This is a genomic window from Chitinimonas sp. (genome assembly GCF_036568685.1).
GTDB lineage: Bacteria > Pseudomonadota > Gammaproteobacteria > Burkholderiales > Chitinimonadaceae > Chitinimonas.
On the sequence record NZ_DATCSC010000093.1, the window covers coordinates 27,296 to 49,653 of the forward strand.

Here is a 22,358-nt window from a genome sequence, read left to right on the forward strand (position 1 = left end):
TCATTCAGACGGTCTCACACTCTTCCTGCCAACCCTCGGTGGGGCTGGTGCGTTGTAGGGATAGGAGCGCGGGCGGTAGCCTGCGCCCCCTACCAGACCTGGCCCGGAGGAGTGCCAAAATGAACCCGCGTACCCTGAGCTATCGCCTGGCGGCCATGTTGTTGGCCTGCCTGCTGCCATTGGCTGCCCACGCAGAGCCGGATGCACCGGACCGGGTAGCGCGGCTCAATTTGATCGAGGGCAGCGTCACCTTCTCGCCGGCCGGCGAAGACCAATGGAGCTACGCCACGCTGAACCGGCCCTTGACCAGTGGCGACCGACTATGGACCGACCAGGGCGGGCGGGCCGAGCTGCACGTAGGTAGCCATGCGCTGCGGCTCAACAGCCGTACCGGTGTGGACGTGCAGACACTGGATGACGACAACCTGCAGCTGCGGCTCAACGAGGGCAGCCTGAGCTTCCGTGTGCGCCAGCTTTGGGATGACGAGCGGATCGAGATCGATACACCCAACCTTGCCTTTGAAGTACGCACGCCAGGCGAATACCGGATCGACGTGGACCCCGACAACGACAGCACCACCGTCACCCTGCGTCAGGGCGAGGGGATGGCCTACGGCGACGATGGTTCGCGCTTCCGGTTGCGCGCCAGTGCCCAGGTGCGCTTTGTCGGCAACCGGCTCGACACCACCCGTGCCGGCGATGCGCCAGGAAGGGACAGCTTTGACAGCTGGGCCCAGGCACGCGACCAGCGGGAGGACAAGATCACCTCGGTGCGCTATGTCTCGCGCGATACCACCGGCTATGAGGATCTGGACCAGTACGGTACCTGGCAGCAGGAAGCGGACTACGGCCCGGTATGGGTACCGCGGGTGACCGTGGTGGACTGGGCACCTTACCGCTACGGACATTGGACCTGGGTCGCCCCTTGGGGCTGGACCTGGGTGGATGAGGCTCCCTGGGGCTTCGCCCCCTTCCACTATGGCCGGTGGGCGCATATCCGCGAGCGCTGGTGTTGGGTACCCGGCCCGCTGGCGCCCCGACCGGTCTATGCGCCCGCCTTGGTTGCCTTTGCAGGCGGCAACGGTGGCTGGAGTGTGAGCATCGGCGTTGGGCGCCCGGGCGTGGCCTGGTTCCCGTTGGCGCCGGGCGAGGCCTACCGACCGGTCTACCGCGCCAGCCCACGCTATGTAACCCGTATCAACCAAACCGTGGTGATCAACCAGACCACGGTGATCAACCAAACGGTCTACCGCAATCAGCGCATACCGCACGCCGTCACCGCCGTGCCGGCCGATGCCTTTGTGCAGGGTCGGGCAGTACAGCGTTCGGCAACCCGCTTCGACCCGCGCGACTTCCGCGAGGCGCGCTTCAGCGCGGCACCCGCGGTCGCACCTACCCAGCAGAGCCTGGCCGGCGCAGCACGCCCCTGGTCTGGCCCTGCGCCAGACGGCCGCCAGCGTAGGCCGGTGGTGGAGAACCATAAACCGGATACCCCGCCGGCCTGGCACGACGATCTGGCACGACGCTATCTGCGCGAAGGCAACGTGGTCGACCGTGCAGGACCACCGCCCAGCCACCTGGGCCGTACGCCTCCTGCCATCGACCCGGCACGTAGCCGGCAGCCCGAAGTGAGCAACGCCAACCGTCGCCCGCCCATGCCAGACGCGGGTCACTTGACCCCGATGCCAGAAACGGTCGCGCCGAACCGCGATATCCGCCAGAACCCGCCGCCCACCGCCGGAGGACCGGACCGCCGGCCACCCGTGCCGGACGCCAATGCCGGCCAGCCAGTGCGTAGCGACAATGGCATACCGCGCCCGCCCGAGCGCGAACCACGTTGGCGGGATTCCGAGCAACGCAGCCGCACCGGTAGCGCCGTGGTCCCCGAACGCGGGGACGCCGGACAGCCGGGTGCGCGCGACCTGCCGCGACGCGATCAGCCGCAAGCCGAGCAGGCCGTACGCCGTAACGACATGGCGGAACAGCAGCGCGCCCAGCAGGAGCAGCAACAGGCTTGGCAACGCCAGCGAGATCAGCAGGAACGGCAGGCGCGCGATCAGCGTGAGCAGCAACAGCGTGACCAGCAAGCCCGGCAATGGCAGGAACAACGCGAGCAAGCGCAACGGCAACAGGAACAACGGGCTGCACAGGAACAGGCGGTGCAACGTCAACGCGAGCAGCAGGAGCAGCAAGCCCGCCAACAGCAGGACATGCAGCGCCGCGAACAGCAACAGCGCGAGCAACAACAGCGCGAGCAGGCACAGCGACAGCAGGAGCAACGGGCCGCGCAGGAGCAGGCTATACAGCGCCAGCGTGAGCAGCAGGAACGTCAGGGGCGCGAACAGATGCAGCGGGAGCAGCAACAGCGAGAACAACAGGTCCGGCAGATGCAGGAGCAGCAACGTGAGCAGGCCGCCCGCCAGCAGCAGGAACAGCACCAGCGCGAGAAGCAGGAGAGACAACAGAAGGAAGAGCGGGAACGACAGCAGCAGGACCGCCGCCAGGCTGAGCGCTGACGCGCGGGCAAACGGTCATTGAGGTCGCCGGCAAGAATCGCTAAGCTCGGCGCTCATGAACCAAGCGGCCTGGCACAACCAGGCCGCGTACCTTACCGTAGGTCCCGCACGCAATGCCCTGGCTACAAAACCCCATCAAGCTCAAGGACGGCCTCAGCCACGTGATGGTTGACGACCGCTTCGCCCAAGTTGCCCCGCTCGAAGAGTTGGGCCAGCTCAATTGGTTCGGCGTCTGGTTCAAAGAGACGCCACCCGAGGGCGCCCTGCTCCACCCGGACGAGGAAGCCGCCTTTGCCGAACTGGAGCGTGCCCTGGTCGAGATGGCCGAGCGGCACGCCAATGGCTGGGCGGTGTTCTGCCTGCGGGTGTTGTCCTATGGCATTGCCGAGTTCTATTTCTATTCACGCGACGCGGCCACCCTGGCCGATGTCGTGGACGAACTGCGTACCGCCCACCCTGGTTACCGTATCGAGCACCAGAGCAAACCGGACGAGAGCTGGGCGGCTTACCGTAAATTCCTGCTGGCGGCGAAATAAGCCATGCGTGCCAGCGGCCAGACCCGCGCCCAGATTGTCGACATTGCGCGCGAGCTGATCCAGGCCCGCTCCTACCTGGGCTTCAGCTTTCAGGACATTGCCGACCGGGTGGGCCTGCGCAAGGCCAGCCTCTATCACCACTTCCCCAGCAAGGAGAGCCTGGGTGTGGCGGTATTGCAGCAAGCAAGCCAGCAATTTGAGGCCTGGTTCGACAAGGCCGCCAAGACGCCACAGGAAAAGCTGGATGCCTATTTCCGGATCTACCGTGATGTGCTGGGCGCCGGCAGCCAGGTCTGCCCGGTTGGCGCCGTGGCAGCGGGTTGGGATTGCATGGACGAGGCCTTGCGCGACGCCGGGCGCCAGCTCAGGCAGGTACAGGTGGACAGCCTGGCCGAAGTGCTGATGGCACTGGGCCTGCCGGCGCAGCAGGCCCAAGACAAGGCCGCTTACATCTTTACCGTCTGCCAGGGTGCCATGCTCACCGCCCGCATGCGGGGCGATGCCACCGACTTCGATGCGACCGTGGCCGAGCTGCGTGGCAGCTTGCCCCGCTGACGGACAGATTCAGGTCGATCAGGCCAACAAGGGTGCCAGCCGCCCGGCTTCACTCTCTCGCACCAAGTCGGTGTAGCCGCCAATGTGTACCTCGCCGACAAAGATCTGCGGTACGGTACGACGGCCGCTGCGCGCCAACATCTCGACATAGCGGTCCGGGTCTTCATCCACGTAGCGCTCCTCGATGGCGATGCCCTTGCTGGCCAGCAGCTGCTTGGCCATCTGGCAGTACGGACACTGGTGGGTGCCGTAGACGGTGACGGTCGAGGGGGTAGTGGTAGACATGGTGGGCTCCTGCTAGGCAGCCGCTGATCGGCAGCGGATATACCGGTGACTAGGCACAAACGCATGATGCGGCGGAATCTGAGCGAAAAAGCGGTAATCCGTCCACAATAAGCCACCAATCGTCTCAAGGTGGGGCTATGGATCGCTTATCTGACCTGCTGGCGCGCTTCTCGGTGCGTGCCGGCGTATTCCACAGTGGTGCTTTCTGCGGCATCACCGCCTTTGATGGCGACCAGCAGGAGGGCCAGCTACACCTCTTGCGGGCTGGCCAGATGGCCGTGCTGCTGGACGGCCAGGAGGCCAGGGTGGCCGAGCCCTCGCTGCTATTCCTGCCCCGCCCCTATCGCCATCGCCTGATGGCTGGTGATGCCGACCAGACCGAGCTGGTCTGCGCCTCGCTCAACTTCGACGGCGGTGCCGGCAACCCCTTGGCAGCCGCCTTGCCCGACTACCTGCTGTTACCGCTCGACACCGTACCCATGCTGGAACCTACCTTGCGCTGGCTGTTCGAGGAGGCTTTTGGCGAGGAATGCGGCCGGCTGGCGATGATGAACCGCTTGTTCGAGCTCTTGGTGATCCAACTCCTGCGCCACCTTTTGGCCACCCGCGGGGTTGAGAGCGGCATGCTGGCCGGGCTGGCCGACCCACGGCTCGCACGCGCGCTCAACCAATTGCATGCCCACCCTGAAGCCAGCTGGACGCTGGACAGCATGGCCGAGGCTGCAGCCATGTCACGTGCACGCTTTGCAGCGCACTTCCGTGCGGTAGTAGGACAGACGCCGGGTGACTACCTCTTGAGCTGGCGGCTGGGATTGGCGCAAAAGCTGCTGCGCGAGGGAATGGCCATGCAAAGGGTGGCCGAGCAGGTTGGTTACGAGAGCGCCTCGGCCCTGGCGCGGGCCTTCCGGCGCAAGACTGGCAACAGCCCGCGCGAGTGGCGCAAGGCCGAGCGCGCAGCGGGTTGATCAGGTGGGCAAGCGTGAAAAACCGGCGCCGGGGTGCTGGCGCAATACGCTCCAGGGCAGTACCGACCAGTCCGGGTATTCGCAAGCCCGCTCCACGCGCGGGAAGGACGGCCCCAGGTAGAGCCCCTTGGGCATCAGGTACCAGGACGGAAAGCGCCAGACCGATTTATCGCGATAGTTGCAGTCCGCCTCCGCGCTCGGTCTGCTCTCGCGCGGGTAGCGCTGCGCCATGGTGCGCGCCAGCCAGGGGGCGAGTACATTGTCTTCGTAATCGAAGTTGACCCGGTCACCGTTGGCGTTGCGTGCCAGCTGGGGTTTGCCGCGTCCCAGCCAGAGCAGGTCCTCCAGTTGCAACAGGCGGCCGCTTTCCACATCCAGGTTGATCGGGCTGTCGCCAAAGTCCGGGTGTGCGCCGCCGCAGTCGTAGCTGATCATCACGCTGGTACTGAACAGCTTGGGCGAGAGCAGCCGCGGTTTGGCCTGCACCTGGTACTCGCCGCGCTGCCCCTGGCGGACCAGGCAGCTCAGCGCAGCCCCTACTTCCTGCCAGTGCCGCTCGGTCAATACGGCATTGATGCGTTCCAGAGCCTCGGCCGGGTAACCATCCTGCACCCGGAACAAGCTGATGCCGGATACCGGCTCGCTCCACCACTGCAGGGTATGGCCTTGTACTCGCTCGGACTTGCCCTTGCGCAAGCTCATATCGGCCCGGCGCGCCAGTTCATAACCACTGTTGCTGGCCAACCGGCCTGGTTTGGCTGCATCGGCGGGCAGCACCAGTGGTTCGAGCTGGACCGCTATCGTCTTGCCCTGCTTGCCACCGCGCCAATTGCCTTGCCAGCTACCCTTGCCCAGGGGCTTGAGCTCAAAACCGTCACAACCATGGTCGCGCAACTCGGCCTCGTTCAGTTCGCCCTCGCACAGCAGCACGCTGCCATCCTCGCGTTTCTGACCCGCCAAGGGGATGTCCACATGGTGCTGACGATAGAAATAGCGGCCATCCACCGCACCATCGGGCTGGATATTGAGCTCCATCACCACCGCCGCCTTACCAACCTGGCCACCAAGCGTGAGCGGTATCTCCTCGGCCTGGCTGGCCATGGAGAGGAGCAACATACTGCAGGCGTAAAGACGTAACGACTTCATGGGGGCGGGTTCCGACGTCGGGCCGCCATTGTTACAGATTCCCACGAGGTCGGCGTAATCATGGCCAAGTAGCTTAGGCACTATGATGGAAGGCAACGCTCACCCCAACCTTCCCCCACCCGACGCATGCGCCTTGTATTGCAAACCTTCGGATGCTTGCCTATCTGGCTGATGTTGCTGGGCTGCCAAGCCTGGGCCGGCCTCTGCGGCGATCGTCCGCTGGTAGTCGGCGCCTTCAATCTGGGGCCGGGCATGCAGATCAGCCAGACCGGAGAGCCCAGCGGGGCGGTGCCGGACTTCCTGACCGAACTGTCCCGGCGCACCGGTTGCCGCTTCAGCTATGCCGTCGTGCCGGCGGCACGAGCCTACCTGATGTTGCGGCAAGGCCAGTTGGACGTGATCGGCGCCGGCACCCGCTCGCCAGAGCGGGAAATAGCAGGCCAGTTCCTGCGCTATGCCCGCAATCAGACCATCGTACTGATCAAGACGCCACAATCCAGCCAGCCCCCAACCCTGGCCGCCTTGCTGGATAGCCAGCCGCGCTTCTCACTGCTGCGTGGGTATGACTTTGGCCCCGAAGCACGGCGCTTGGCGCTCGACCCAAGACTGGCGGCCCGGCTCGAATGGGTGGTGGACCCGGAAACCGCAGTACGCAAACTCAAGGCCGGCCACACCGACGCGACCATGGGTACGGCCGACGTGTTCTACCCCTTGCTGAAGCAGCAGGACATGCTGGACGAGGTGACTCTGCTGGCGGTCCCTGGGGGTGCCCAGGAAGTGGGCATGTATTTGAGCCGGCAGCGGCTGGATACCGAGGTGCGCAACACACTGGCCGAAGCCCTCGCCGGCATGGTGGCGGACAGTACCCTGCCCACCATCGCAGCCCGCCACTACCCGGAATGGCTGCTGCGCGGCCTGCAGTTCGACGCGCCGCCACGGTTAGCCCCCAGCAAGCGTTCACGCTGAGTAGCGCTCAGTCCGGCTGGCTCAGTGCTGCCAACAGAAAGTCCACCGCTACCTTGACCTTGGGTACCTGGTAGCGCCCCGCTTGGTAGAGCAGATAGATACCTCCCTCGCCCGCCCGGCTGACCGATACCGGCTCGGCCAGTTCGATCCTTACCAGTTCACCGCGCTGCAGATAACCTGCCACGCTCCAGCCCGGCAGCAGCGCGATGCCCTTGTGCCGCAGCACCATGGCCATCAGCCCGGCACCATCGTTGCAGATAAAGGCGGGTACCGTGGGCAGCTCCTGCCAGCCCTCGGCGGTGAGTGCCTGCCAGCGGATCAAGCTGTGCGGCCCACGGTAGAGCAGGCAACGGTGATGTAGCAGCACCTCGATATTCTCCGGCGTACCGGCCTCGGCCAGGTATTGCGGCGTGGCCACCAGCACGAAACGATGCGAGTCCAGCTTGCGCGCCACCACGCGTGCCTGAGGCTGGCGGCCACCGCGGATGGCAATGTCGACCTGATCCCGCCCCAGGTCCACCAGGGCGTCACTCAGGTGCACATCCAGTACGATATCCGGGTAGCGATCGCTGAAGCGCTCCAGCGCCGGCATCAAGAGCAATTGACCGTAGCTGGGCATGGCACTGATCCGCAGCGTGCCGCTGGGGGTGGCGCTGCGCAGGCCCAGGAGTTCCTCTGCCTCGCGCAACTGGCTCATACCGGCGCGGACCTGCTCCACATAGAGCGCACCGATCTCGGTCAGACGCACGGCGCGGGTGGTCCGGTGCAGCAAGGTTGCGCCCAGTTCGGCCTCCAGATCGGCAATGCGGCGGGATATGGACGAAGCCGGCACGTCGAAGGCTCTGGCCGCTTGCGAAAAACTCAAGGTATCGGCCACCTTGAGCAGATACTGAAGGGCACGCATCCGGTCCATGGCGGTCGATCTCCGTTCTCTATATTTGTCTTTTCGACAAAGGTATTTGGCAGTTTGTACGGATTATCAGCAGAATCGCCCTGCAATACCATGGCCTTACTGTTTGCACGCCATATCCAAGGAGAAGCCATGAAACTCGTGAAAGCCCAATACACCCAGCGCGGCCCGGTGCCAGAAGCCTCCATTGAACCGGTCGCCTTCGAGGCCCCGGTATTGCAGCAGGGCCAGGCCCTGGTAGCCGTACTGGCGGCGCCGATTAACCCGTCAGACGTGCTGACGCTCACCGGCCAGTACGGCATCCTGCCACCGCTGCCCGCCGTGGGCGGCAGCGAGGGTGTGGGCCGGGTGGTGGCTTTGGGGCCGGACACGCACGGCCCAGCCATTGGTCAGACCGTGCTGCTGCCGGTAGGCAGCGGCACCTGGGCCAGCCATCTGGTGGCCACGGCAGCCCATTTGCTGCCACTGCCCAACGAAGCCGACCCACGCCAATTGGCCATGCTGACGGTCAACCCGCCGACCGCCGCCCTGCTGCTGAGCGAGTTTGTGGACCTGCAACCGGGTGACTGGGTGATGCAGACCAGTGCCAATTCGGGTGTGGGTAGCTATCTGGTGCAACTGGCCAAGCTGCGCGGTTTCCGCACGGTGAACGTGGTGCGGCGCGAGTCCGCCGTGGCCGGCGTGAAGGCACTGGGTGGCGATGTGGTACTGGTGGATGGCGAGGATCTGGCCGAGCGGGTCAAGGCCGCAACCGGCGGGGCGGCGATCCGCCTCGGGATCGATGCGGTTGGCGGCGCGACCACCCTGCGGCTGGCACAGAGCCTGGCAGACCGCGCCACCATCGTGAACTACGGTGCACTGAGCGGAGAAGCCTGCCAGCTCTCGCCACGCGAGATCATTTTCCGTGACATGTCACTGAAGGGTTTCTGGCTGGCCCGCTGGTTCCGCGAGAACCCGCAAAGCGCCCACGTGGCACTCTTGAGCGAACTGGCCGGTTTGATTGCCACCGGCAAGCTCAGTGCCCCCATCGCTGCCAGCTATGACGTGAGCGAGATCAAGGCTGCGGTTGCCGCCGCAGCGCAAGGTGAGCGGACCGGTAAAATCTTGATCACGCCCAAGCACTGACGCAGTCAAACCAGAACCTGGCGGCTCTGCCGGAAATAATGGAAGACCGCCTCTTCCACCTCCGGCGCCACCATCGTGGCCGGGCGGCGCCCATGCGGGCAAGCCAGGCGCTGGGTGGTGCCAAACAGGCGGCAGATCAACGGCCGCTCGGCATAGGCCTGGCAGCCGTGCTCGCCCAGGTGGGGGCAACTCAGCTCACGCAGCGCAGCCTCATGCTCGGCCTCGCTGCGTTCGGGCAAGTAGGCCAGCTCGGTGCTGGAGGCCATGACCGGTCCACAGCAGTCGTGGCAGCCGGGCAGGCATTCGAAACTCGGTATGCGCTGGCGCAGAAAACGTATGGTCTGGCGATGGTCGGTCATGCTCTCTCCCTGGGGAAACTCTGCAAAGCCTTTTACCTTTGCACCGTCTTGGAAAAGGTGCCAGGCACCAGGCTTAAGCCGACGGCAATAGCGGAGCTTGCCCAGCCAATCGGTACGCTTTGACGGTACACGATTATCGCTCAACCAACGTGCATCTTCAGCCCCAGGTCATCCAGCACTGGCAGCCAAACCATCGATGCCCGCCCTGGCACCAGGTACGGAAGCGGCCACCGACCTACGGGCAAGGCCTGCAAAGTTCAAGGGCGACTGAAGGTGTGACGGTTACGCAGCAACACCTGGCCGTTGCGGACTTCTTCCTTCTGCAGGATCAGGGCGGCAGCGCCAAAGTCCAGCGTATAACGCGCCAGGAAATCCTTCTCCTGCCCCTCCAGCACCAGCTTACGGCCGGTGGGGCTGAGCGTATCGAGCACAATACGCAGGGCGGTTCCGCCAGGGGTGGTTCCCGCTGCATCGCCACCGTTGAGCCAATGCATCTCGCCATGGTCGAAGTGAAACTTCATCTGCTCGTAGGCGTAGACCGTCTTGCCCGGCCCATCGTCATAGATCAGCGCCAGGGCAATGGCGCTGGGGCCGAGCAGCGTCACATAGAGCCGGGACGGAAGGGTCAACTGCTTGTCACTACGATAGTCGCGGTAGCGCAACTCGCCGCGCCAGGCGCCTTGTATGGCCAGCAGGCTGGCGTCTGGCGCCGGCCCGCCGACAGCCCAGGCGGGTAGCCAGGGCAGGCAAAACGCTGCAGCAAGCAGGGTGCGGCGGTGCATAAGGCCTCCTTGGGTGTGTCCTGAGCGAATATTGAAGCTCAAACAATCGCGAAACTGAAGGGATCCAATGCGCTGACGAGCCTAGTGAAGTTCCCCGCCGACGGAGTGGCTGCAAGAATGCTTGCTGAGCAAGCGAGCCCGGAACCAGTGCGTGCCAAGCTGCGGGAGGGCCTTTGCTGCTGGACTCACAGGCGGTGAGCACATGGCTGGGTGAAGTCCTAGCCACCATCAGGTGGCTTGCTACTTCGGAGTCCCCCTTGCTGGCCCTCAGGCACCCGCACTACTTGTGCGCAACGAACCTCCCGCGGGTCCATCACAGGTTCTCACAGCAAGAAGCGGCTCGCTTCGTCCATATCGCCGTGGGTACTGCCATGGTACAGCGCCGCAACGAACACGCGCCAAGTGCGGTCCGGCTGGTCGATCTTGAAGCCGTAGCCGGTCTTGCCCAGATCATGCAGGGCCATGACGCGGATGCGTGACACCTCGTTGATGCCCAGGTTGATGGCTGCGGTCAGCCAGACATTGAGCGGTACTTTCTCTCGGGTCTTGGCCTGGAAGCCCTGCGCCGAGACTTGGGCGACCTCCAACTCGATCACGTGCTTTACATCGCGCTCGTCCCGATAGGCGAGTTTGCCCGGGCAGCGGATCGAAAAGCGGTCGTGTTGCCGCAACGCAATGCGCTCGCTGTCTTCGCTGATCGGGGGTAGTACGGCCTTGTACTGCGGCAGGTTGTAGATGGCGTGCAGTATGGCCTTCTGGCGCTCACCCAGGTTGGCAAAGACCTTGGTCTTGACGTTGAACAGCGTGTTGATGATCTCGGGCGTGAGCACCGGATCGTTGGTGATATGGAAGCGCCGGTGCGGCAACTGGATATTGCGCAGCCGCACATTGGTGAAATAGGCGAACAGATTGCGGCTCGGTGGTTTCTTGTCGTAGGCATCGCGAAAGATGGCTGGTGCCTGACGCAGGTCCAGTGTGGCGCCTACGGCTGGCGCACCGTTTACAAAGTCGTAGTTCGCCACCGGGTTGGCGGTGAGCCGGCGGAAGAACAGCAGCGACTCGTACATCTCGATATGGCTGGGGTTGACCGCAATCACCAGGTGGCGGGTATCGAAGAAGGCGGTGCAATACTCGTACATGAACTTCATCAACGGGAACAGGATGCTGCCCCCGGTCTTGCGAAAATCCTTGTGAACGGCCAGCGCCGAGACTTCGGCGATGGCCCCCTCCTGACGGATTACGTCGGTGAGGTCGAAGATGCTCTGCAAGGGGAAGCCCAGCGCGCTGTCACGGATCAAGGACAAGGTACCCACCACCTTGCCATCCCACTTGGCGCACAGGGTGGTAGTGGTTGGCAGCGCATGATAGATGGTCACCCGCATGCCACTCGGATCAGGCTTCATAAAGCCACTACCTACGTAGGCATCGTGCAGCAGAGAGAAGCAGGCCTCGAGTTCCTCCTGCGTCTCGGCAATCTTGAGCTGCAGCCGCTCGCTAGGTGCCGGATCACAGACCACGAAGGTGCGATAGACAGCGAACTTCTGCTGGCGCGGCAGAAAGTTGAACAACCTGCGCGCCAGTTGGTGCAAATACTTGCGTATCCGGCCCCAATATCTTCTGGCCATGGCCACCCCTCGGGTAAGCTGCCCCTCACGTCTTGGCACGGCGGGGTGTCGTCCACTCCCCTGCTGCCTATTGGACGCCAGCCGCAAGTGGTCCTTGCCTCGCGGGTCCAGACGTCCTGATTGCTTGACCGGGCTGGCCATCTTCCTCCCCCGGCTCACAGCACACCACGTTGCGTAGCATAGTACAGCGCCCCCCAGGCAGGAGCCTGGGCCGACACTGTGCGCATGCCACCATGACAGACGGCAAATGCGGCGGGCAGGCACAAGGCCGCCGCCGAGATGGTTATTCTCCTGGCACGCATGCTGACGACTCCCGAGAAATACCTGCACAGTTCGATAGGTCCGCGCCGTGCTGGGTACAGGTCTGCTTCACGTACCGCGCCAGTCAGCTGGCGTTCGATTCGAAGCGTTCGGTTCTAGCAAGCAGTTGCTGTGCCAAACTCACAAAGCCAGCCATATCAAGGCTTTGTGGGTTCTACCTCATGTAATGGGCGAGAAGGCGTAAAGTTTTCCGACACCAGCAATGCTGCGCCAGCCCACCTGGTAAGGTGAGCCGGCGCATGGGGCCATGCCCCAAAATCAACCCTGCTGCACTGCTCAGGCCGCGACCGGCAAGGCAAGCAATTGGCTGGCGGCCTGCAGGGCCGGCGGATCAGACAACACGTCACCCGGCCGGTTGCCAAAACCCACGACGGCACCATGGAAGCGCATGCCCATATAGTCGGCAGTCAAGCGCAAAGATGCGACCAGTGGCTCGGCCACGGCGCGGTCTTCATCACTCACCGCGGTGATCACCGATAAGGACTTGCCGACCATGCGAGCCTTGAAGTCGGCCCCAGGCACACGCATCCAGGCGCTCCAGTAGTCGAGGTAGCGCTTGGTCTCGGTCGGCAGGCTGTACCAGTAGAGCGGTACCACAAACACCAAGTGGTCGGCCGCCAGGGTCGCCTGCATCAGCATGGCCTCATTACCCTCGGGCTGGCCATAGCTCAAGCCTGCTTCATGGCGGATGTCCACAAAGGGTTCCAATGGGTGGTCCGGCAGGTAGAGCCAGTGCTGCCGTGCCTCGGGCGGCAGGCTGGCAGCCGCATGGCGGGCCAATTGCTCGGTATTGCCTTCACGGCGAGCGCTGCCGAGCAGAAAGAGGTAGGTATCGTGCTGGCTCATGGTGGCTCCTGGTTCAGATCAGAGCCGGCAGAATAAGGATGCGGCACGATGCCCGACAAACGATGGCTTGTACGCTTCAAGTTAGCCCAGCTAAACTGAAGCAATGGTCAACCCGGTCTCCATCAGCAACGCGCCGCTCGGTGCGCTACGCGCTTTTGAGTCTGCCGCGCGCCTGGGCAGCTTCAAGGCTGCTGCCGCCGAGCTTTACGTCACACCAGCGGCGATAAGCCACCAGATCCAGGCGCTGGAAGACTACCTGGGTGTGGCGCTGTTCCAGCGGCTCAACCGGGCTGTCCGGCTTACCGACAAGGGCAGCGCACTGGCTGAGGTGGTGTGTGGCGCCTTCGCCCGGCTGGATGTCGCCCTTGCCACTGCAGCCCCGCTGGAGCGGCGGCAGCGCGATGTGCTGAGCATCAGCTCCGTCCCCTCTTTTGCTTCCCGCTGGTTGGCTCCACGGCTGCACCGTTTTTATGAACAGCACCCCGAGATCGACCTCAGGCTGGCTTCGTCCGACACACTGGTGGACCTGAACAACGACGCCAGCATAGACATTGCCCTGCGCTACGCCTTGCCGCCCTTCCCCGGCCTGCACGCGCTCCCGTTGAGCGCGGGCGACTTACTGGTCCCCGTCTGCAGCCCTGCACTCCAGGCCAGCCTACCCAGGGAGTTGACGCTGGTCGACGCTACCACCCAGATCAAGCTGCTGCGTGTGGCGTTACCACCAACGGCTGCCACGCCAGGCCGCCGCAGGCCAGACAATATCTGGACCCAATGGCTGGCCCAGACCGCTCTCAGCAACCCGGCCCTGCACGCCGCTGCCGAGGCAGGGCCGCTCTACAGTGTCACCCACCTCGCCATCGAAGCCGCCATAGCCGGCCGTGGTGTGGCGCTAGCACCGCGGATACTGGTTGCCGACGACCTCGCCGCCGGCCGCCTGGTCCAGCTGGGTAGCGTCGTGACCACCGACCAACGCGCGCACTGGCTGCTTTGCCGCAAAGATAAACAGGACTTGCCCAAGGTGCAGGCTTTTGGTGACTGGCTGCAGGCAGAGTTGGCCAGCGCAACAACTTAAGGGCCCCAGTCGCCCCTACTCCAAATGAAGGATGCCAAACCAGCTTAGCCTCGCTAAGCTGCCAGGCATTCCGAACACGCTACGCGCGCCCCACAACCGGGCCGTAGCCAGGCCACACAGGGGAAACCATGTCCAAGTTGTTCGCTGCTCTGCTGCTCCGCTCCTGCCTTGTTGCACTATCCTGCCTCAGCACCCTGCCCGCCCTGGCGGACGAACCGGCCCGCAAGCCCGATGCTGCCCCGGAAGTACTACCTTATGTGCCGCCCAAGGATGCGAGCAGTGAGGGCAGCGTGACCATAGGCGGCAAGGCCATTGCCTACCAAGCAGTGGCAGGTACGCTGCAGGTGAGCGAGAAGGACAAGGAAGACCTGGAAGCCAAGGATGTGAAGGAGGCGCCGCAGGCCAGCCTGGCCTATGTGGCCTACTTCCGCCGCGGGGCCGATACTGCCAAGCGGCCTGTCATGTTCCTCTACAACGGCGGGCCTGGCTCGGCCAGCCTGTGGCTGCATATGGGCGGCTTTGGCCCGGTGCGGGTGCAGACCGGCAACGACAAGCACACCGCCCCGGCGCCCTACCAACTGGTGAACAACGAATACAGCCTGCTCGACGCGGCCGACCTCGTGTTCATCGACGCCCCCGGTACCGGCTTCAGCCGCATCCAGGGTAAGGACAAGGAGAAGGCCTTCTACGGCGTGGATGCCGACGCCCGTACCTTCGCCCGCTTCATCAACCAGTTCCTGGTCAAGTACGGCCGCTGGAACTCGCCCAAGTACCTGTTTGGCGAGAGCTATGGCACCACCCGCTCGGCCGTGCTGGTACAACTGCTGCAGGCCGAGCACAACATCGACGTGAACGGCGTAATCCTGCTCTCGCAGGTGTTGGACTTCGACCAAAGCGCAGACATACCGCAGCTCAATCCTGGCCACGAGCTCGCTTACGCGCTGGCGCTACCGACCTATGCGGCCACCGCCTGGTACCACAAGACCCTGCCGCAGCAGCCGGCCGAGCTGGAGCCTTTCCTGGCCGAGGTGAGCCGCTTTGCCGAGGGCGATTACCTGCGCGCGCTGATCGCCGGGCCGGACCTGCCCGCGGCGGAGCAGCGTGCCATGGCCGAGCGCCTGCATGGCTATACCGGACTGCCGGTCGAGTACATCGAGAAAGCCAATCTGCGCATCAACGGTGGGGGCTTCAGCCAGCATGCGCAGGACGCCCGTGGCCTGACCACCGGCCGCTTCGATACCCGTTTTGCCGGTACCAGCGTGGACCGGCTGGACAAGGAGGCCTTCTACGACCCGGCCGACACCGCTATCGGCCCCGCCTATGTCGCCGCCTACAACGAATATGTGCGCAAGACCCTGAAGTTTGGCGACGGCCAGGCCTTCAAGCCGGTGATCGACCTCTGGCGCAGCTGGGACTACCGCCACCGTACGCCCTTCATGGACTTTGCCGGCCCCACCAATGTGATGCCCGACCTGGCGCTGGCCATGAAGCGCAACCCGCACCTCAAGGTGCTGAACCTGGCCGGCTACTACGACCTGGCCACGCCCTATGCTGCCGCCCGCTATGAGCTGCGTCACCTGCCTATCCCCCCAGAGCTGCGCGGCAATATCCAGTCCATCGCCTACCCGGCCGGGCACATGATCTATGTGCACCTGCCGTCCTTGAAGAAGCTGCATGAGGATGTGTCTGGCTTTGTGGAGAAGACCCGCGGTTGACAGTTATCTTCAGCAACGCAAGCGGACTGCCAATGCAAAAGCCCCCGCCATTGAGCGGGGGCTTTTGCATGTCCGTGCTTACTTGGCCACGGTCTGGACGGCATCCAGGATCACCTTGGCCACATCAGCCGGGCGCGATTGCTGCGGCACGTGGCTGGTGGGCAGGCTGGTGGTCTTGGCGCCGATCTTCTTGGCAAAGTCGCGCTCCAGTTCCGGGCGGATCATCAGGTCCTTCTCGGCCACGATGTACCAGGACGGCTTGGTGCTCCAGGCGGTGTTGGTCACCTTCTCGCCAAAGGCCTTGGCCTGGATCGGGCCTTGGGTGGCGGTCATCACGGCGGTCTGTTCCTTGCTCAGGTCTTGAGCGAAGTACTTGCTCATGCCCTCGGCGGTCAGCGACAGGTAGCCGCCTTGGTCCGGTACCAGGTGATTGAGGCCTTCAGGCTTCGGGTATTGCTGGCCCAGGTCGGCGACCGCTTCACCGGCGCTGGGGGCGAAGGCAGCCACGTAGACCAGGGCCTTGACCTTGTCGTCAGTACCGGCCTCGGTGATCACGGTGCCACCCCAGGAGTGGCCGACCAGCACAACACGGCCGGTCTGGCTGGCGATCACGCGCTTGGTGGTCGCCACGTCGCTGGCCAGCGAATCCAGGCTGTTCTGTACGGCGGTGACCTTGATGCCCTTGGCTTGCAGGAAGGGGATGACCTTGGCCCAGTCGGAACCATCGGCAAAGGCGCCGTGGACGATCACGACCGAGGGGGTGTCTTGCTTGGCGGGCTCGGCTGCGTGAGCAAAGCCGGCTACCAGACCGAAGGCGCCGATGGCGGCGGAGAGCAGAGTGCGCTTGTTCATGATGAAGCTCCTTGAGGTTGAGGTGCGGTGTTGTTTGACGGGACGAAGTATGCTGACCGTCCCTGCTTGCGAATATCGGTCGGATGACCGATGCTGCCGCCAACCAAAGTCCAGACCGGGCCGACCGCTATTCGCATGCCAGCCACCACCCCTCCCCCCAGTACCGCTACCGTTCCCGTCTACGATGCCATCCTGGCACTGGCCTTTATCGGCGACCTCAGCATGGGCCGCGCCACCGACCAGTCGCCGCGTACCGGCTGGTTGGCCGCCGCGTTGGCCCGCGCTGCCGGCGGTAGTGCGCAGGACGCCATGGCAGCCCAGCTCGTCTCGCTGCTGCGCTGGTCCGGCTGTACCGCCAACGCGGCCGGCATAGGCGAGCTGCTGGGCGACGACGTAGCCGCCCGCGAGCAACTGATGGCGCTGACCCTGCCGCCGTTGAGTGAGGAGGTGAAGGCGCAGATGCCCGAGATGGCGCAGATCCATTGCGAGGTAGCCGGCGACATTGCCCGCATGCTGGCACTGGGCAGCCAGGTGGAGCGCAGCCTGCGCCATGTTTTTGAGCACTACGACGGTGGCGGCCAACCCGACCATCTGCGCGGTGAGGCGGTACCGGATACGGTCTACGTGGCCGCACTGGCCAGCGACCTGGAGATACTGAGCCGCGCCCATGGGTTGGAGCGTGCGCTGCAAATGATTGCCGGCCGTGCCGGGCGCATCTACCCGCAAGCCCTCGCGGATTTGGCAACGCAACATGCCGCCGACTGGCTGGAGCAACTGAGGGTACTGGATGCAGAAGGCCGCCTCATCGAACCCGACGCCACCCTGCGTGGGCAGGAAGTGGCGCTCGAATTGATCGCTGACGTGATCGACCTCAAGCTGCCCTGGATGGCCGGCTACTCGCGCCAGACCGCCAGCCTGGCGCAGGCCCTGGCTGCCCGGCTGGGGCTGGATGCAACCAAGGGCCAGTGCATCTACCGTGCCGGGCTGATCCACGGCATAGGCCGCGCTGCGCTGCCCAATGCACTCTGGAATACCGCCGGGCCGCTCGCCTCAGCCGACTGGGAGCGAGTACGGCTGGTGCCCTACTGGACCCGCCGCGCCGCCCAGCACACCCCTAGCCTCACGGCAGAGGCCGAGCTCGCTTCCTATGTATATGAACGGCTGGATGGCAGCGGCTACTTCCGCAGCCTGGATGCCGCCGCTATCCCCACCGAGCGGCGAGTGCTGGCCGTGGCCGCCGCCTGGACCGCCCTCTGCGCCCGCCGCCCCTGGCGCGAGGCACTTAGCGCGGAAACCGCGACCGAACTGCTGCAAGCCGAGGCCACCAAAGGACGGTTAGACCCGGTCATCGTGGATGCCCTGTTGGTCGAGATTGGCGGTCAGCCCAGCCGCCAGGCAGCGCGTGCGCAGAGCGTCTTGTCGGACCGGGAGACCGATGTGCTGCGGCGGATCAGTCTGGGCGAAAGCAATAAGGAAGTCGCCCGCGCCCTGGCCATCAGTCCCAGCACCGTGCGTACCCATGTGGAAAGCATCTTCCGCAAGCTGGAATGCTCAACCCGGGCGGCGGCGACCTTGAAGGCGTTTACGTTGGGGGTGCTGTAGGCTCAACCCGCTGCCTGCACCCAGCCCCCTGTCACTATTTCCGCCTCCCCCTCCCCCGGCCAAGGCGGCATGGTGATCGCTACCGCGGTCAGCGCTTCACTACCCACGGCACGGAACTGAAAGCGGGTACCCAAGGGAATAGTCAGACAACAGCCCGCCGCCAATGGCAGCACGCTCTCGTGCTCACCCTGCCGGCGCCACATTTCACCTTCACCAGACAATACGTACCAGATCTCTTCCACCGTACGGTGAACCACGGCACGGGAAACCTGGCCCGGCGCCAGGGAGAAGTGCGCCATGCTGCCTCCCTGCAAGGCCAACAGTACGCGTACATCGCAACCGTCCGGAGCAATTGCGTCTGGCTGTGTGGGCAACATGCGGTCCGCGTAGTTGTTCATACACTCTCTTTCCTGGGTAACGCCAAAGCCGGCTGCCACCAAGCCAGCACCGCGCCGAGCAGCAGGGCCAGGCCCGAGCCCAGCAGGCCTTTCTCCAGCCCGGCTCCGTCTGACAACCAGCCCACGGCGGTGGGGCCGATGATCTGGCCCAGGGCGAAGGTGGAGGTGAAGAGCGCAATGCCGGCGGGCCAGTGGTCTTGCGGCAGGTTGTGGCGTACCAGCGCAGTGGTGGAGGCCACAACCGAGAGGAAGCAGGCGCCGAACAACACGCCCGATAGCAAGGCCAAGGCGAAGCTTGGATTGAGCGTAGGCAGCACGCTGGCGATACCCACAAGCAGGTTGAGCGTGGCCAAGGGGCGGCCGTTGCGGTAGCGGTCCAACAGGCTGGCCCAAAGCCGCGAGGACAGGCAGACCGCCAGGCCGAGGAGGCTGAAGAACAGGGTGATCTGCCCGCCGCTGGCGCCCTGCTGCTTGAGTAGGGCGACATTGAAGGTCATGTAGCCGATATAGCCCAGGCCAAAGCAGAAGTAGCCCAGCAGCGCCGGTATAAAGGGTTTGAAGGGCCAGCGGTGGTGGGCACCCTGGGTACTGGCCGCAATAGTGATCTGGCCGCTGGGCCGCCATACCAGCAAGGTAGCCAGGCTGCCCAGCACGGCCAGCGCAAACCATGCCCACTGCCAATGGCTGCCACCGCCCTCCAGCAGCCAGGGCATGAGGCAGGCCGAGAGCACGATGCCCAGCCCGGTGCCACTGTAGTAGAGACCCAGTACCAGCCCTGCCCGCTCGGCGTGCTGGCTGGCGAGCTTGCTGGCGAGCACTCCACCGATACTGAACACCATGGCGCTGCTCACCCCGGCTGCGAGGCGCAGTGCCAGCAGCAAGGCATAGCTACGGGTAATGCCGCATAGCGCCAGGCTGGCGACGGTGAGCATGCAACCCCAGAGGAAGACCTTGCGCGCACCCAGCCGGTGGGCCCAGCCCACGCTGGCGATGGCACCGATCAGGTAACCGGCCGCATTGGCGGTATTGAGCGCGCCTGCGCTGGCAAAGCTCAAATGCAGATCACCGCGCATGCTGGGCAGCAGCAAGGCATAGGCAAAGCGCGCCAGCCCTAGCGATAGTGCCGGCCCCAGCGAGAGAAAGCAGGCGATCAGCAGTGGGTGGCGGATGGCTGCAGCTGGCGGCATGGTGGCGGATTTGATGGTGGTGGACCGATTATGCGTGCTGGCGCGTGCGGTTGCATCTCCATCCGCAGTTGGCTGGCGCGAGCCTGACCAGGGTCGGTGAGAGAATTTCCCATCTATCCATTAAATCCCTGCCTATTTGGCGATATTATCTTGCCAAACAAACAGATAAGGGGTGGTGATGGCAATGGACCGGCTGGGTGATATGCGGCTATTTGTCGATGCTGCGGCGTTGGGCAGCTTCTCGGCCGCGGGACGCAAGCAAGGCCTCTCGCCCGCGGCGGCGAGTGCGGCCATCCAACGCCTGGAGGCGGCATTGGGGGCGCGGCTGTTTGAGCGCACTACTCGCCAGCTGCGGCTGACCGAAGAAGGCCAGCTCTACCGTGACTACAGCCAGCAGGCGCTGGAGCTGATGGCCGAAGCGGAGCAGGCATTGCAGGCCGGGCAACAGCGGGTACAGGGTACTGTGCGCATCTCGGCCCCGTCTGATCTGGGTCGCAACCTGCTGCAGCAGTATCTGGACGACTTCCGCCAGCACTACCCCGAGGTACGCTTTGCGCTGCATCTGAGCGACAGCACGGCCAACCTGGTGGCGGATGACATCGACCTCGCTGTCCGCTATGGCCAGCCACCGGACAGCGCCATGGTGGCCCGGCCACTGGCACCCAACCGGCGCGTGGTCTGCGTGGCCCCCTGGCTGGCCGACCAACTGGGCAGGCCCGCCAAGCCGGCCGACCTGGCGCAGCTGCCCTGCGTGGTCCTGGTTACCGCCGCTGGCGCCATGAACGAATGGCGCTACCGCGAAGGCAGTAGCGCCAAGAGCGTGCGACTGAGCCAATACCAGGAGAGCAACGACGGCGAGATCATCCGCAAGTGGGCGCTGCAGGGCTATGGCTACGCCTATAAATCCATCCTCGACGTGGCCGACGATCTACGCGAGGGACGGCTGGAAACCGTGCTGGATGATTACTTCACCGAGAGTACGCCGCTCAATGTGCTCTACCACCGCAGCCGCTTCCAGCCGCCACGTGTGCGGCTACTGATCGACTTCCTACAGGCTCGCTTCGGCGAGCTCGCCACCGACCTCGGCTGAAGGCTGCCAGGCCGGGTAGTCGTTGTAGCCACGCTCATCGCCCCCAAACAGGCTGGCACCGTCAAAGTCGGCCAGGGGAAGGCCTTCAGCCAGGCGGCGCGGCAGGTCCGGGTTGGCCACGAAGGGACGGCCAAAGGCGACCAGATCGGCATAACCCTTGCCCAGCACCCACTCAGCCTTGGCCTGGTCGTAGTGGCCTGCCACGATGATGGGACGGCTGAAGCGGGCACGCAGGTCCTGGCGGAAGGACTCGGTAAACTGCGGTGCGTCGTCCCAGTCGGCCTCGACCAGGTGGATATAGGCCACGCCCTTGGCATTGAGGAATTCGGCCGCCTCCAGGATGGTGGGCAGGATGTCCGGGCAGGCCATGCCGCGCGCAGTCAGGAATGGGGCGAGGCGGATGGCGGTGCGTGCAGCGCCGACCTCATCGGCCACCGCAGTAAGCAATTCCTTCAAAAAGCGCAGGCGGTTCTCGCGCGAGCCACCGTACTCGTCGTCGCGGACGTTGGAGGTGGTACGCAGGAACTGGTCCACGATATAGCCGTTGGCGCCGTGGATCTCGACACCGTCAAAACCGGCAGTGATGGCATTACGTGCCCCCTTGCGGAAGTCCTCGATCACGCCGGCAATCTCTTCGCGGCTCAAAGCGCGCGGCGTGGGGCAGTTCACCATTTCCCCCTGGCCAGTGGTGGGGTTCACACGCCAGATCTGGCCATCGAAAGGAACGGCCGAGGGAGCGACCGGCAGCGCGCCACCGTGGAAGTCCGGGTGGGACATACGGCCCACGTGCCAGAGCTGCAGGAAGATGCGGCCACCGGCGGCGTGGACGGCGTCGGTCACCTTGCGCCAGCCGGCAATTTGTTCATCGCTATAGATGCCTGGGGTGAAGGAGTAGCCCTTACCCTGCGGCGAGACCTGACTGGCCTCGCTGACGATAAGCGCCGCCGAGGCACGCTGGGCATAGTGGCGGGCGTTCATGGCATTGGGTACGTCGCCCGGCTGGGTGCTGCGGGCGCGGGTCATGGGGGCCATGACCACGCGGTGCGGCAGGCTAAGGCCGGCCAGCTCGATGGGGGTGAACAGCGGGGATTGGGTGGTCATGGTGCAGTCCTGTCAGTTTTGGAATTCAGCGCTTGGCGTAAGTACCTAGCATCAGTTTCGGGTTGGCGTCGTAGGCGCGGATTTCGGGTAGCGGGCCGTCCAGCGGCGCTTCCAGCTCCAGCACCAGGCCGCCGGGCAAGGCCACGAAGATCTGTGCGACGGGTCTATCTGGGTGGGCACGGACCTGGTGGGCCATGCCGCTATGGCGCAAGCGCTCCAGTATGGCCTGGGCCGGTTCATCGCTGCGGAAGGCCAGGTGGGCCAGCCGTGCTTCGGGCTTGTCGCCCGCTACCGGCAGGATGTGCAGCAGGGCCTGCTCGCCCTCGTAGAGCCAGCTGCCGGGGAAGGGAAAGGCTGGCCGGTAGCCCGGTTGCCAGCCCATCACGTCGCCGAAGAAGCGGACG

22 protein-coding genes are annotated in these 22,358 nt (G+C 64.6%); 10 read left to right on the top strand and 12 right to left on the bottom strand.

The window, feature by feature from the left end:
* The first annotated feature begins 119 nt into the window (after positions 1-119).
* The 3 genes from VIM95_RS13730 to VIM95_RS13740 all read left to right on the top strand — a co-directional run bounded on the left by VIM95_RS13730 (position 120) and on the right by VIM95_RS13740 (position 3,607).
* Complete coding sequence (locus VIM95_RS13730) at positions 120-2,516, top strand: DUF6600 domain-containing protein (protein ID WP_331986566.1); 2,397 nt, start codon at positions 120-122, stop codon at positions 2,514-2,516.
* Between the two features lie 113 nt (positions 2,517-2,629).
* A complete protein-coding gene (locus VIM95_RS13735; RefSeq protein ID WP_331986568.1) occupies positions 2,630-3,052 on the top strand; it encodes a DUF695 domain-containing protein in 423 nt (140 codons plus the stop codon).
* A gap of 3 nt (positions 3,053-3,055) precedes the next feature.
* Positions 3,056-3,607: a TetR/AcrR family transcriptional regulator gene (locus VIM95_RS13740; protein ID WP_331986570.1), complete on the top strand. Its 552-nt coding sequence runs from the start codon at positions 3,056-3,058 to the stop codon at positions 3,605-3,607.
* Between the two features lie 18 nt (positions 3,608-3,625).
* On the opposite strand, the gene grxC is transcribed toward VIM95_RS13740, so the two are convergent.
* Positions 3,626-3,892, bottom strand: a complete 267-nt coding sequence (gene grxC, locus VIM95_RS13745; protein ID WP_331986572.1) for a glutaredoxin 3 — start codon at positions 3,890-3,892, stop codon at positions 3,626-3,628.
* 137 nt (positions 3,893-4,029) lie between these two features.
* Between grxC and VIM95_RS13750 the strand changes: the two genes are divergently transcribed.
* On the top strand, positions 4,030-4,857 hold the full coding sequence (locus VIM95_RS13750; protein WP_331986574.1) for an AraC family transcriptional regulator: 828 nt from the start codon (positions 4,030-4,032) through the stop codon (positions 4,855-4,857).
* Here the strand turns inward: VIM95_RS13750 and VIM95_RS13755 are convergent, their stop codons facing one another.
* Positions 4,858-6,003, bottom strand: coding sequence for a hypothetical protein (locus VIM95_RS13755; RefSeq protein WP_331986576.1), 1,146 nt, complete (start codon positions 6,001-6,003; stop codon positions 4,858-4,860). It abuts the gene before it with no gap.
* Between the two features lie 156 nt (positions 6,004-6,159).
* On the opposite strand from VIM95_RS13755, the gene VIM95_RS13760 reads away from it, so the two are divergent.
* Entirely contained in the window at positions 6,160-6,969 is an 810-nt protein-coding gene (locus tag VIM95_RS13760) for a substrate-binding periplasmic protein (protein WP_331986577.1), read from the top strand.
* 7 nt (positions 6,970-6,976) lie between these two features.
* Here VIM95_RS13760 and VIM95_RS13765 read toward each other — a convergent pair whose 3' ends face one another.
* Positions 6,977-7,882, bottom strand: a complete 906-nt coding sequence (locus VIM95_RS13765) for a LysR family transcriptional regulator (RefSeq protein WP_331986578.1) — start codon at positions 7,880-7,882, stop codon at positions 6,977-6,979.
* A 129-nt stretch (positions 7,883-8,011) separates the two neighbouring features.
* Here VIM95_RS13765 and VIM95_RS13770 point away from each other — a divergent pair, with 129 nt between their 5' ends.
* Positions 8,012-9,004, top strand: coding sequence for a zinc-dependent alcohol dehydrogenase family protein (locus VIM95_RS13770; protein WP_331986580.1), 993 nt, complete (start codon positions 8,012-8,014; stop codon positions 9,002-9,004).
* A 5-nt stretch (positions 9,005-9,009) separates the two neighbouring features.
* Here VIM95_RS13770 and VIM95_RS13775 read toward each other — a convergent pair whose 3' ends face one another.
* The 4 genes from VIM95_RS13775 to VIM95_RS13790 form a co-directional block, all read right to left on the bottom strand.
* The gene (locus tag VIM95_RS13775) at positions 9,010-9,363 is read right to left on the bottom strand and encodes a YkgJ family cysteine cluster protein (protein ID WP_331986582.1); all 354 of its coding nucleotides are present in this window, start codon (positions 9,361-9,363) and stop codon (positions 9,010-9,012) included.
* Positions 9,364-9,620: 257 nt separating this feature from the next.
* Positions 9,621-10,145: a hypothetical protein gene (locus VIM95_RS13780; RefSeq protein ID WP_331986584.1), complete on the bottom strand. Its 525-nt coding sequence runs from the start codon at positions 10,143-10,145 to the stop codon at positions 9,621-9,623.
* A 323-nt stretch (positions 10,146-10,468) separates the two neighbouring features.
* The gene (locus tag VIM95_RS13785; protein ID WP_331986586.1) at positions 10,469-11,770 is read right to left on the bottom strand and encodes an N-acyl amino acid synthase FeeM domain-containing protein; all 1,302 of its coding nucleotides are present in this window, start codon (positions 11,768-11,770) and stop codon (positions 10,469-10,471) included.
* 597 nt (positions 11,771-12,367) lie between these two features.
* Positions 12,368-12,937, bottom strand: a complete 570-nt coding sequence (locus VIM95_RS13790) for an NAD(P)H-dependent oxidoreductase (RefSeq protein WP_331986588.1) — start codon at positions 12,935-12,937, stop codon at positions 12,368-12,370.
* Positions 12,938-13,040: 103 nt separating this feature from the next.
* On the opposite strand from VIM95_RS13790, the gene VIM95_RS13795 reads away from it, so the two are divergent.
* Together VIM95_RS13795 and VIM95_RS13800 are read left to right on the top strand one after the other, a co-directional pair.
* Positions 13,041-14,009, top strand: a complete 969-nt coding sequence (locus tag VIM95_RS13795; protein WP_331986591.1) for a LysR substrate-binding domain-containing protein — start codon at positions 13,041-13,043, stop codon at positions 14,007-14,009.
* A gap of 128 nt (positions 14,010-14,137) precedes the next feature.
* Complete coding sequence (locus tag VIM95_RS13800; RefSeq protein ID WP_331986593.1) at positions 14,138-15,724, top strand: S10 family peptidase; 1,587 nt, start codon at positions 14,138-14,140, stop codon at positions 15,722-15,724.
* Positions 15,725-15,802: 78 nt separating this feature from the next.
* Here VIM95_RS13800 and VIM95_RS13805 read toward each other — a convergent pair whose 3' ends face one another.
* Positions 15,803-16,576: an alpha/beta hydrolase gene (locus tag VIM95_RS13805; protein ID WP_331986595.1), complete on the bottom strand. Its 774-nt coding sequence runs from the start codon at positions 16,574-16,576 to the stop codon at positions 15,803-15,805.
* Positions 16,577-16,711: 135 nt separating this feature from the next.
* Between VIM95_RS13805 and VIM95_RS13810 the strand changes: the two genes are divergently transcribed.
* Complete coding sequence (locus tag VIM95_RS13810) at positions 16,712-18,178, top strand: HD domain-containing phosphohydrolase (protein ID WP_331986597.1); 1,467 nt, start codon at positions 16,712-16,714, stop codon at positions 18,176-18,178.
* Between the two features lie 2 nt (positions 18,179-18,180).
* Here the strand turns inward: VIM95_RS13810 and VIM95_RS13815 are convergent, their stop codons facing one another.
* Both VIM95_RS13815 and VIM95_RS13820 read right to left on the bottom strand, forming a co-directional pair.
* Complete coding sequence (locus VIM95_RS13815) at positions 18,181-18,576, bottom strand: cupin domain-containing protein (RefSeq protein ID WP_331986599.1); 396 nt, start codon at positions 18,574-18,576, stop codon at positions 18,181-18,183.
* Positions 18,573-19,763 (bottom strand): YbfB/YjiJ family MFS transporter, encoded by a 1,191-nt coding sequence (locus tag VIM95_RS13820; RefSeq protein ID WP_331986601.1) that lies wholly within the window; start codon positions 19,761-19,763, stop codon positions 18,573-18,575. The genes VIM95_RS13815 and VIM95_RS13820 overlap by 4 nt, the downstream gene beginning before the upstream one ends.
* Before the next feature lie 184 nt (positions 19,764-19,947).
* On the opposite strand from VIM95_RS13820, the gene VIM95_RS13825 reads away from it, so the two are divergent.
* Positions 19,948-20,853 carry a LysR family transcriptional regulator gene (locus tag VIM95_RS13825; protein WP_331986603.1) on the top strand — a complete coding sequence of 302 codons (906 nt, stop codon included), beginning with the start codon at positions 19,948-19,950 and terminating at the stop codon, positions 20,851-20,853.
* Here VIM95_RS13825 and VIM95_RS13830 read toward each other — a convergent pair.
* Entirely contained in the window at positions 20,812-21,954 is a 1,143-nt protein-coding gene (locus VIM95_RS13830; RefSeq protein ID WP_331986605.1) for an alkene reductase, read from the bottom strand. The genes VIM95_RS13825 and VIM95_RS13830 overlap by 42 nt on opposite strands.
* A 25-nt stretch (positions 21,955-21,979) precedes the next feature.
* On the bottom strand, positions 21,980-22,358 hold a 379-nt coding region (locus VIM95_RS13835; protein WP_331986607.1), incomplete at its 5' end, for a hypothetical protein.

What these genes read in the sequence shown, in the direction of transcription:
- VIM95_RS13730 (WP_331986566.1), top strand. Translation starts at nt 120, where the DNA reads ATGAACCCGCGTACCCTGAGCTATCGCCTGGCGGCCATGTTGTTGGCC.
- VIM95_RS13735 (WP_331986568.1), top strand. Translation starts at nt 2,630, where the DNA reads ATGCCCTGGCTACAAAACCCCATCAAGCTCAAGGACGGCCTCAGCCAC.
- VIM95_RS13740 (WP_331986570.1), top strand. Translation starts at nt 3,056, where the DNA reads ATGCGTGCCAGCGGCCAGACCCGCGCCCAGATTGTCGACATTGCGCGC.
- grxC (WP_331986572.1), bottom strand. Translation starts at nt 3,892, where the DNA reads ATGTCTACCACTACCCCCTCGACCGTCACCGTCTACGGCACCCACCAG.
- VIM95_RS13750 (WP_331986574.1), top strand. Translation starts at nt 4,030, where the DNA reads ATGGATCGCTTATCTGACCTGCTGGCGCGCTTCTCGGTGCGTGCCGGC.
- VIM95_RS13755 (WP_331986576.1), bottom strand. Translation starts at nt 6,003, where the DNA reads ATGAAGTCGTTACGTCTTTACGCCTGCAGTATGTTGCTCCTCTCCATG.
- VIM95_RS13765 (WP_331986578.1), bottom strand. Translation starts at nt 7,882, where the DNA reads ATGGACCGGATGCGTGCCCTTCAGTATCTGCTCAAGGTGGCCGATACC.
- VIM95_RS13770 (WP_331986580.1), top strand. Translation starts at nt 8,012, where the DNA reads ATGAAACTCGTGAAAGCCCAATACACCCAGCGCGGCCCGGTGCCAGAA.
- VIM95_RS13775 (WP_331986582.1), bottom strand. Translation starts at nt 9,363, where the DNA reads ATGACCGACCATCGCCAGACCATACGTTTTCTGCGCCAGCGCATACCG.
- VIM95_RS13780 (WP_331986584.1), bottom strand. Translation starts at nt 10,145, where the DNA reads ATGCACCGCCGCACCCTGCTTGCTGCAGCGTTTTGCCTGCCCTGGCTA.
- VIM95_RS13785 (WP_331986586.1), bottom strand. Translation starts at nt 11,770, where the DNA reads ATGGCCAGAAGATATTGGGGCCGGATACGCAAGTATTTGCACCAACTG.
- VIM95_RS13790 (WP_331986588.1), bottom strand. Translation starts at nt 12,937, where the DNA reads ATGAGCCAGCACGATACCTACCTCTTTCTGCTCGGCAGCGCTCGCCGT.
- VIM95_RS13795 (WP_331986591.1), top strand. Translation starts at nt 13,041, where the DNA reads ATGGTCAACCCGGTCTCCATCAGCAACGCGCCGCTCGGTGCGCTACGC.
- VIM95_RS13800 (WP_331986593.1), top strand. Translation starts at nt 14,138, where the DNA reads ATGTCCAAGTTGTTCGCTGCTCTGCTGCTCCGCTCCTGCCTTGTTGCA.
- VIM95_RS13805 (WP_331986595.1), bottom strand. Translation starts at nt 16,576, where the DNA reads ATGAACAAGCGCACTCTGCTCTCCGCCGCCATCGGCGCCTTCGGTCTG.
- VIM95_RS13810 (WP_331986597.1), top strand. Translation starts at nt 16,712, where the DNA reads ATGCCAGCCACCACCCCTCCCCCCAGTACCGCTACCGTTCCCGTCTAC.
- VIM95_RS13815 (WP_331986599.1), bottom strand. Translation starts at nt 18,576, where the DNA reads ATGAACAACTACGCGGACCGCATGTTGCCCACACAGCCAGACGCAATT.
- VIM95_RS13820 (WP_331986601.1), bottom strand. Translation starts at nt 19,763, where the DNA reads ATGCCGCCAGCTGCAGCCATCCGCCACCCACTGCTGATCGCCTGCTTT.
- VIM95_RS13825 (WP_331986603.1), top strand. Translation starts at nt 19,948, where the DNA reads ATGGACCGGCTGGGTGATATGCGGCTATTTGTCGATGCTGCGGCGTTG.
- VIM95_RS13830 (WP_331986605.1), bottom strand. Translation starts at nt 21,954, where the DNA reads ATGACCACCCAATCCCCGCTGTTCACCCCCATCGAGCTGGCCGGCCTT.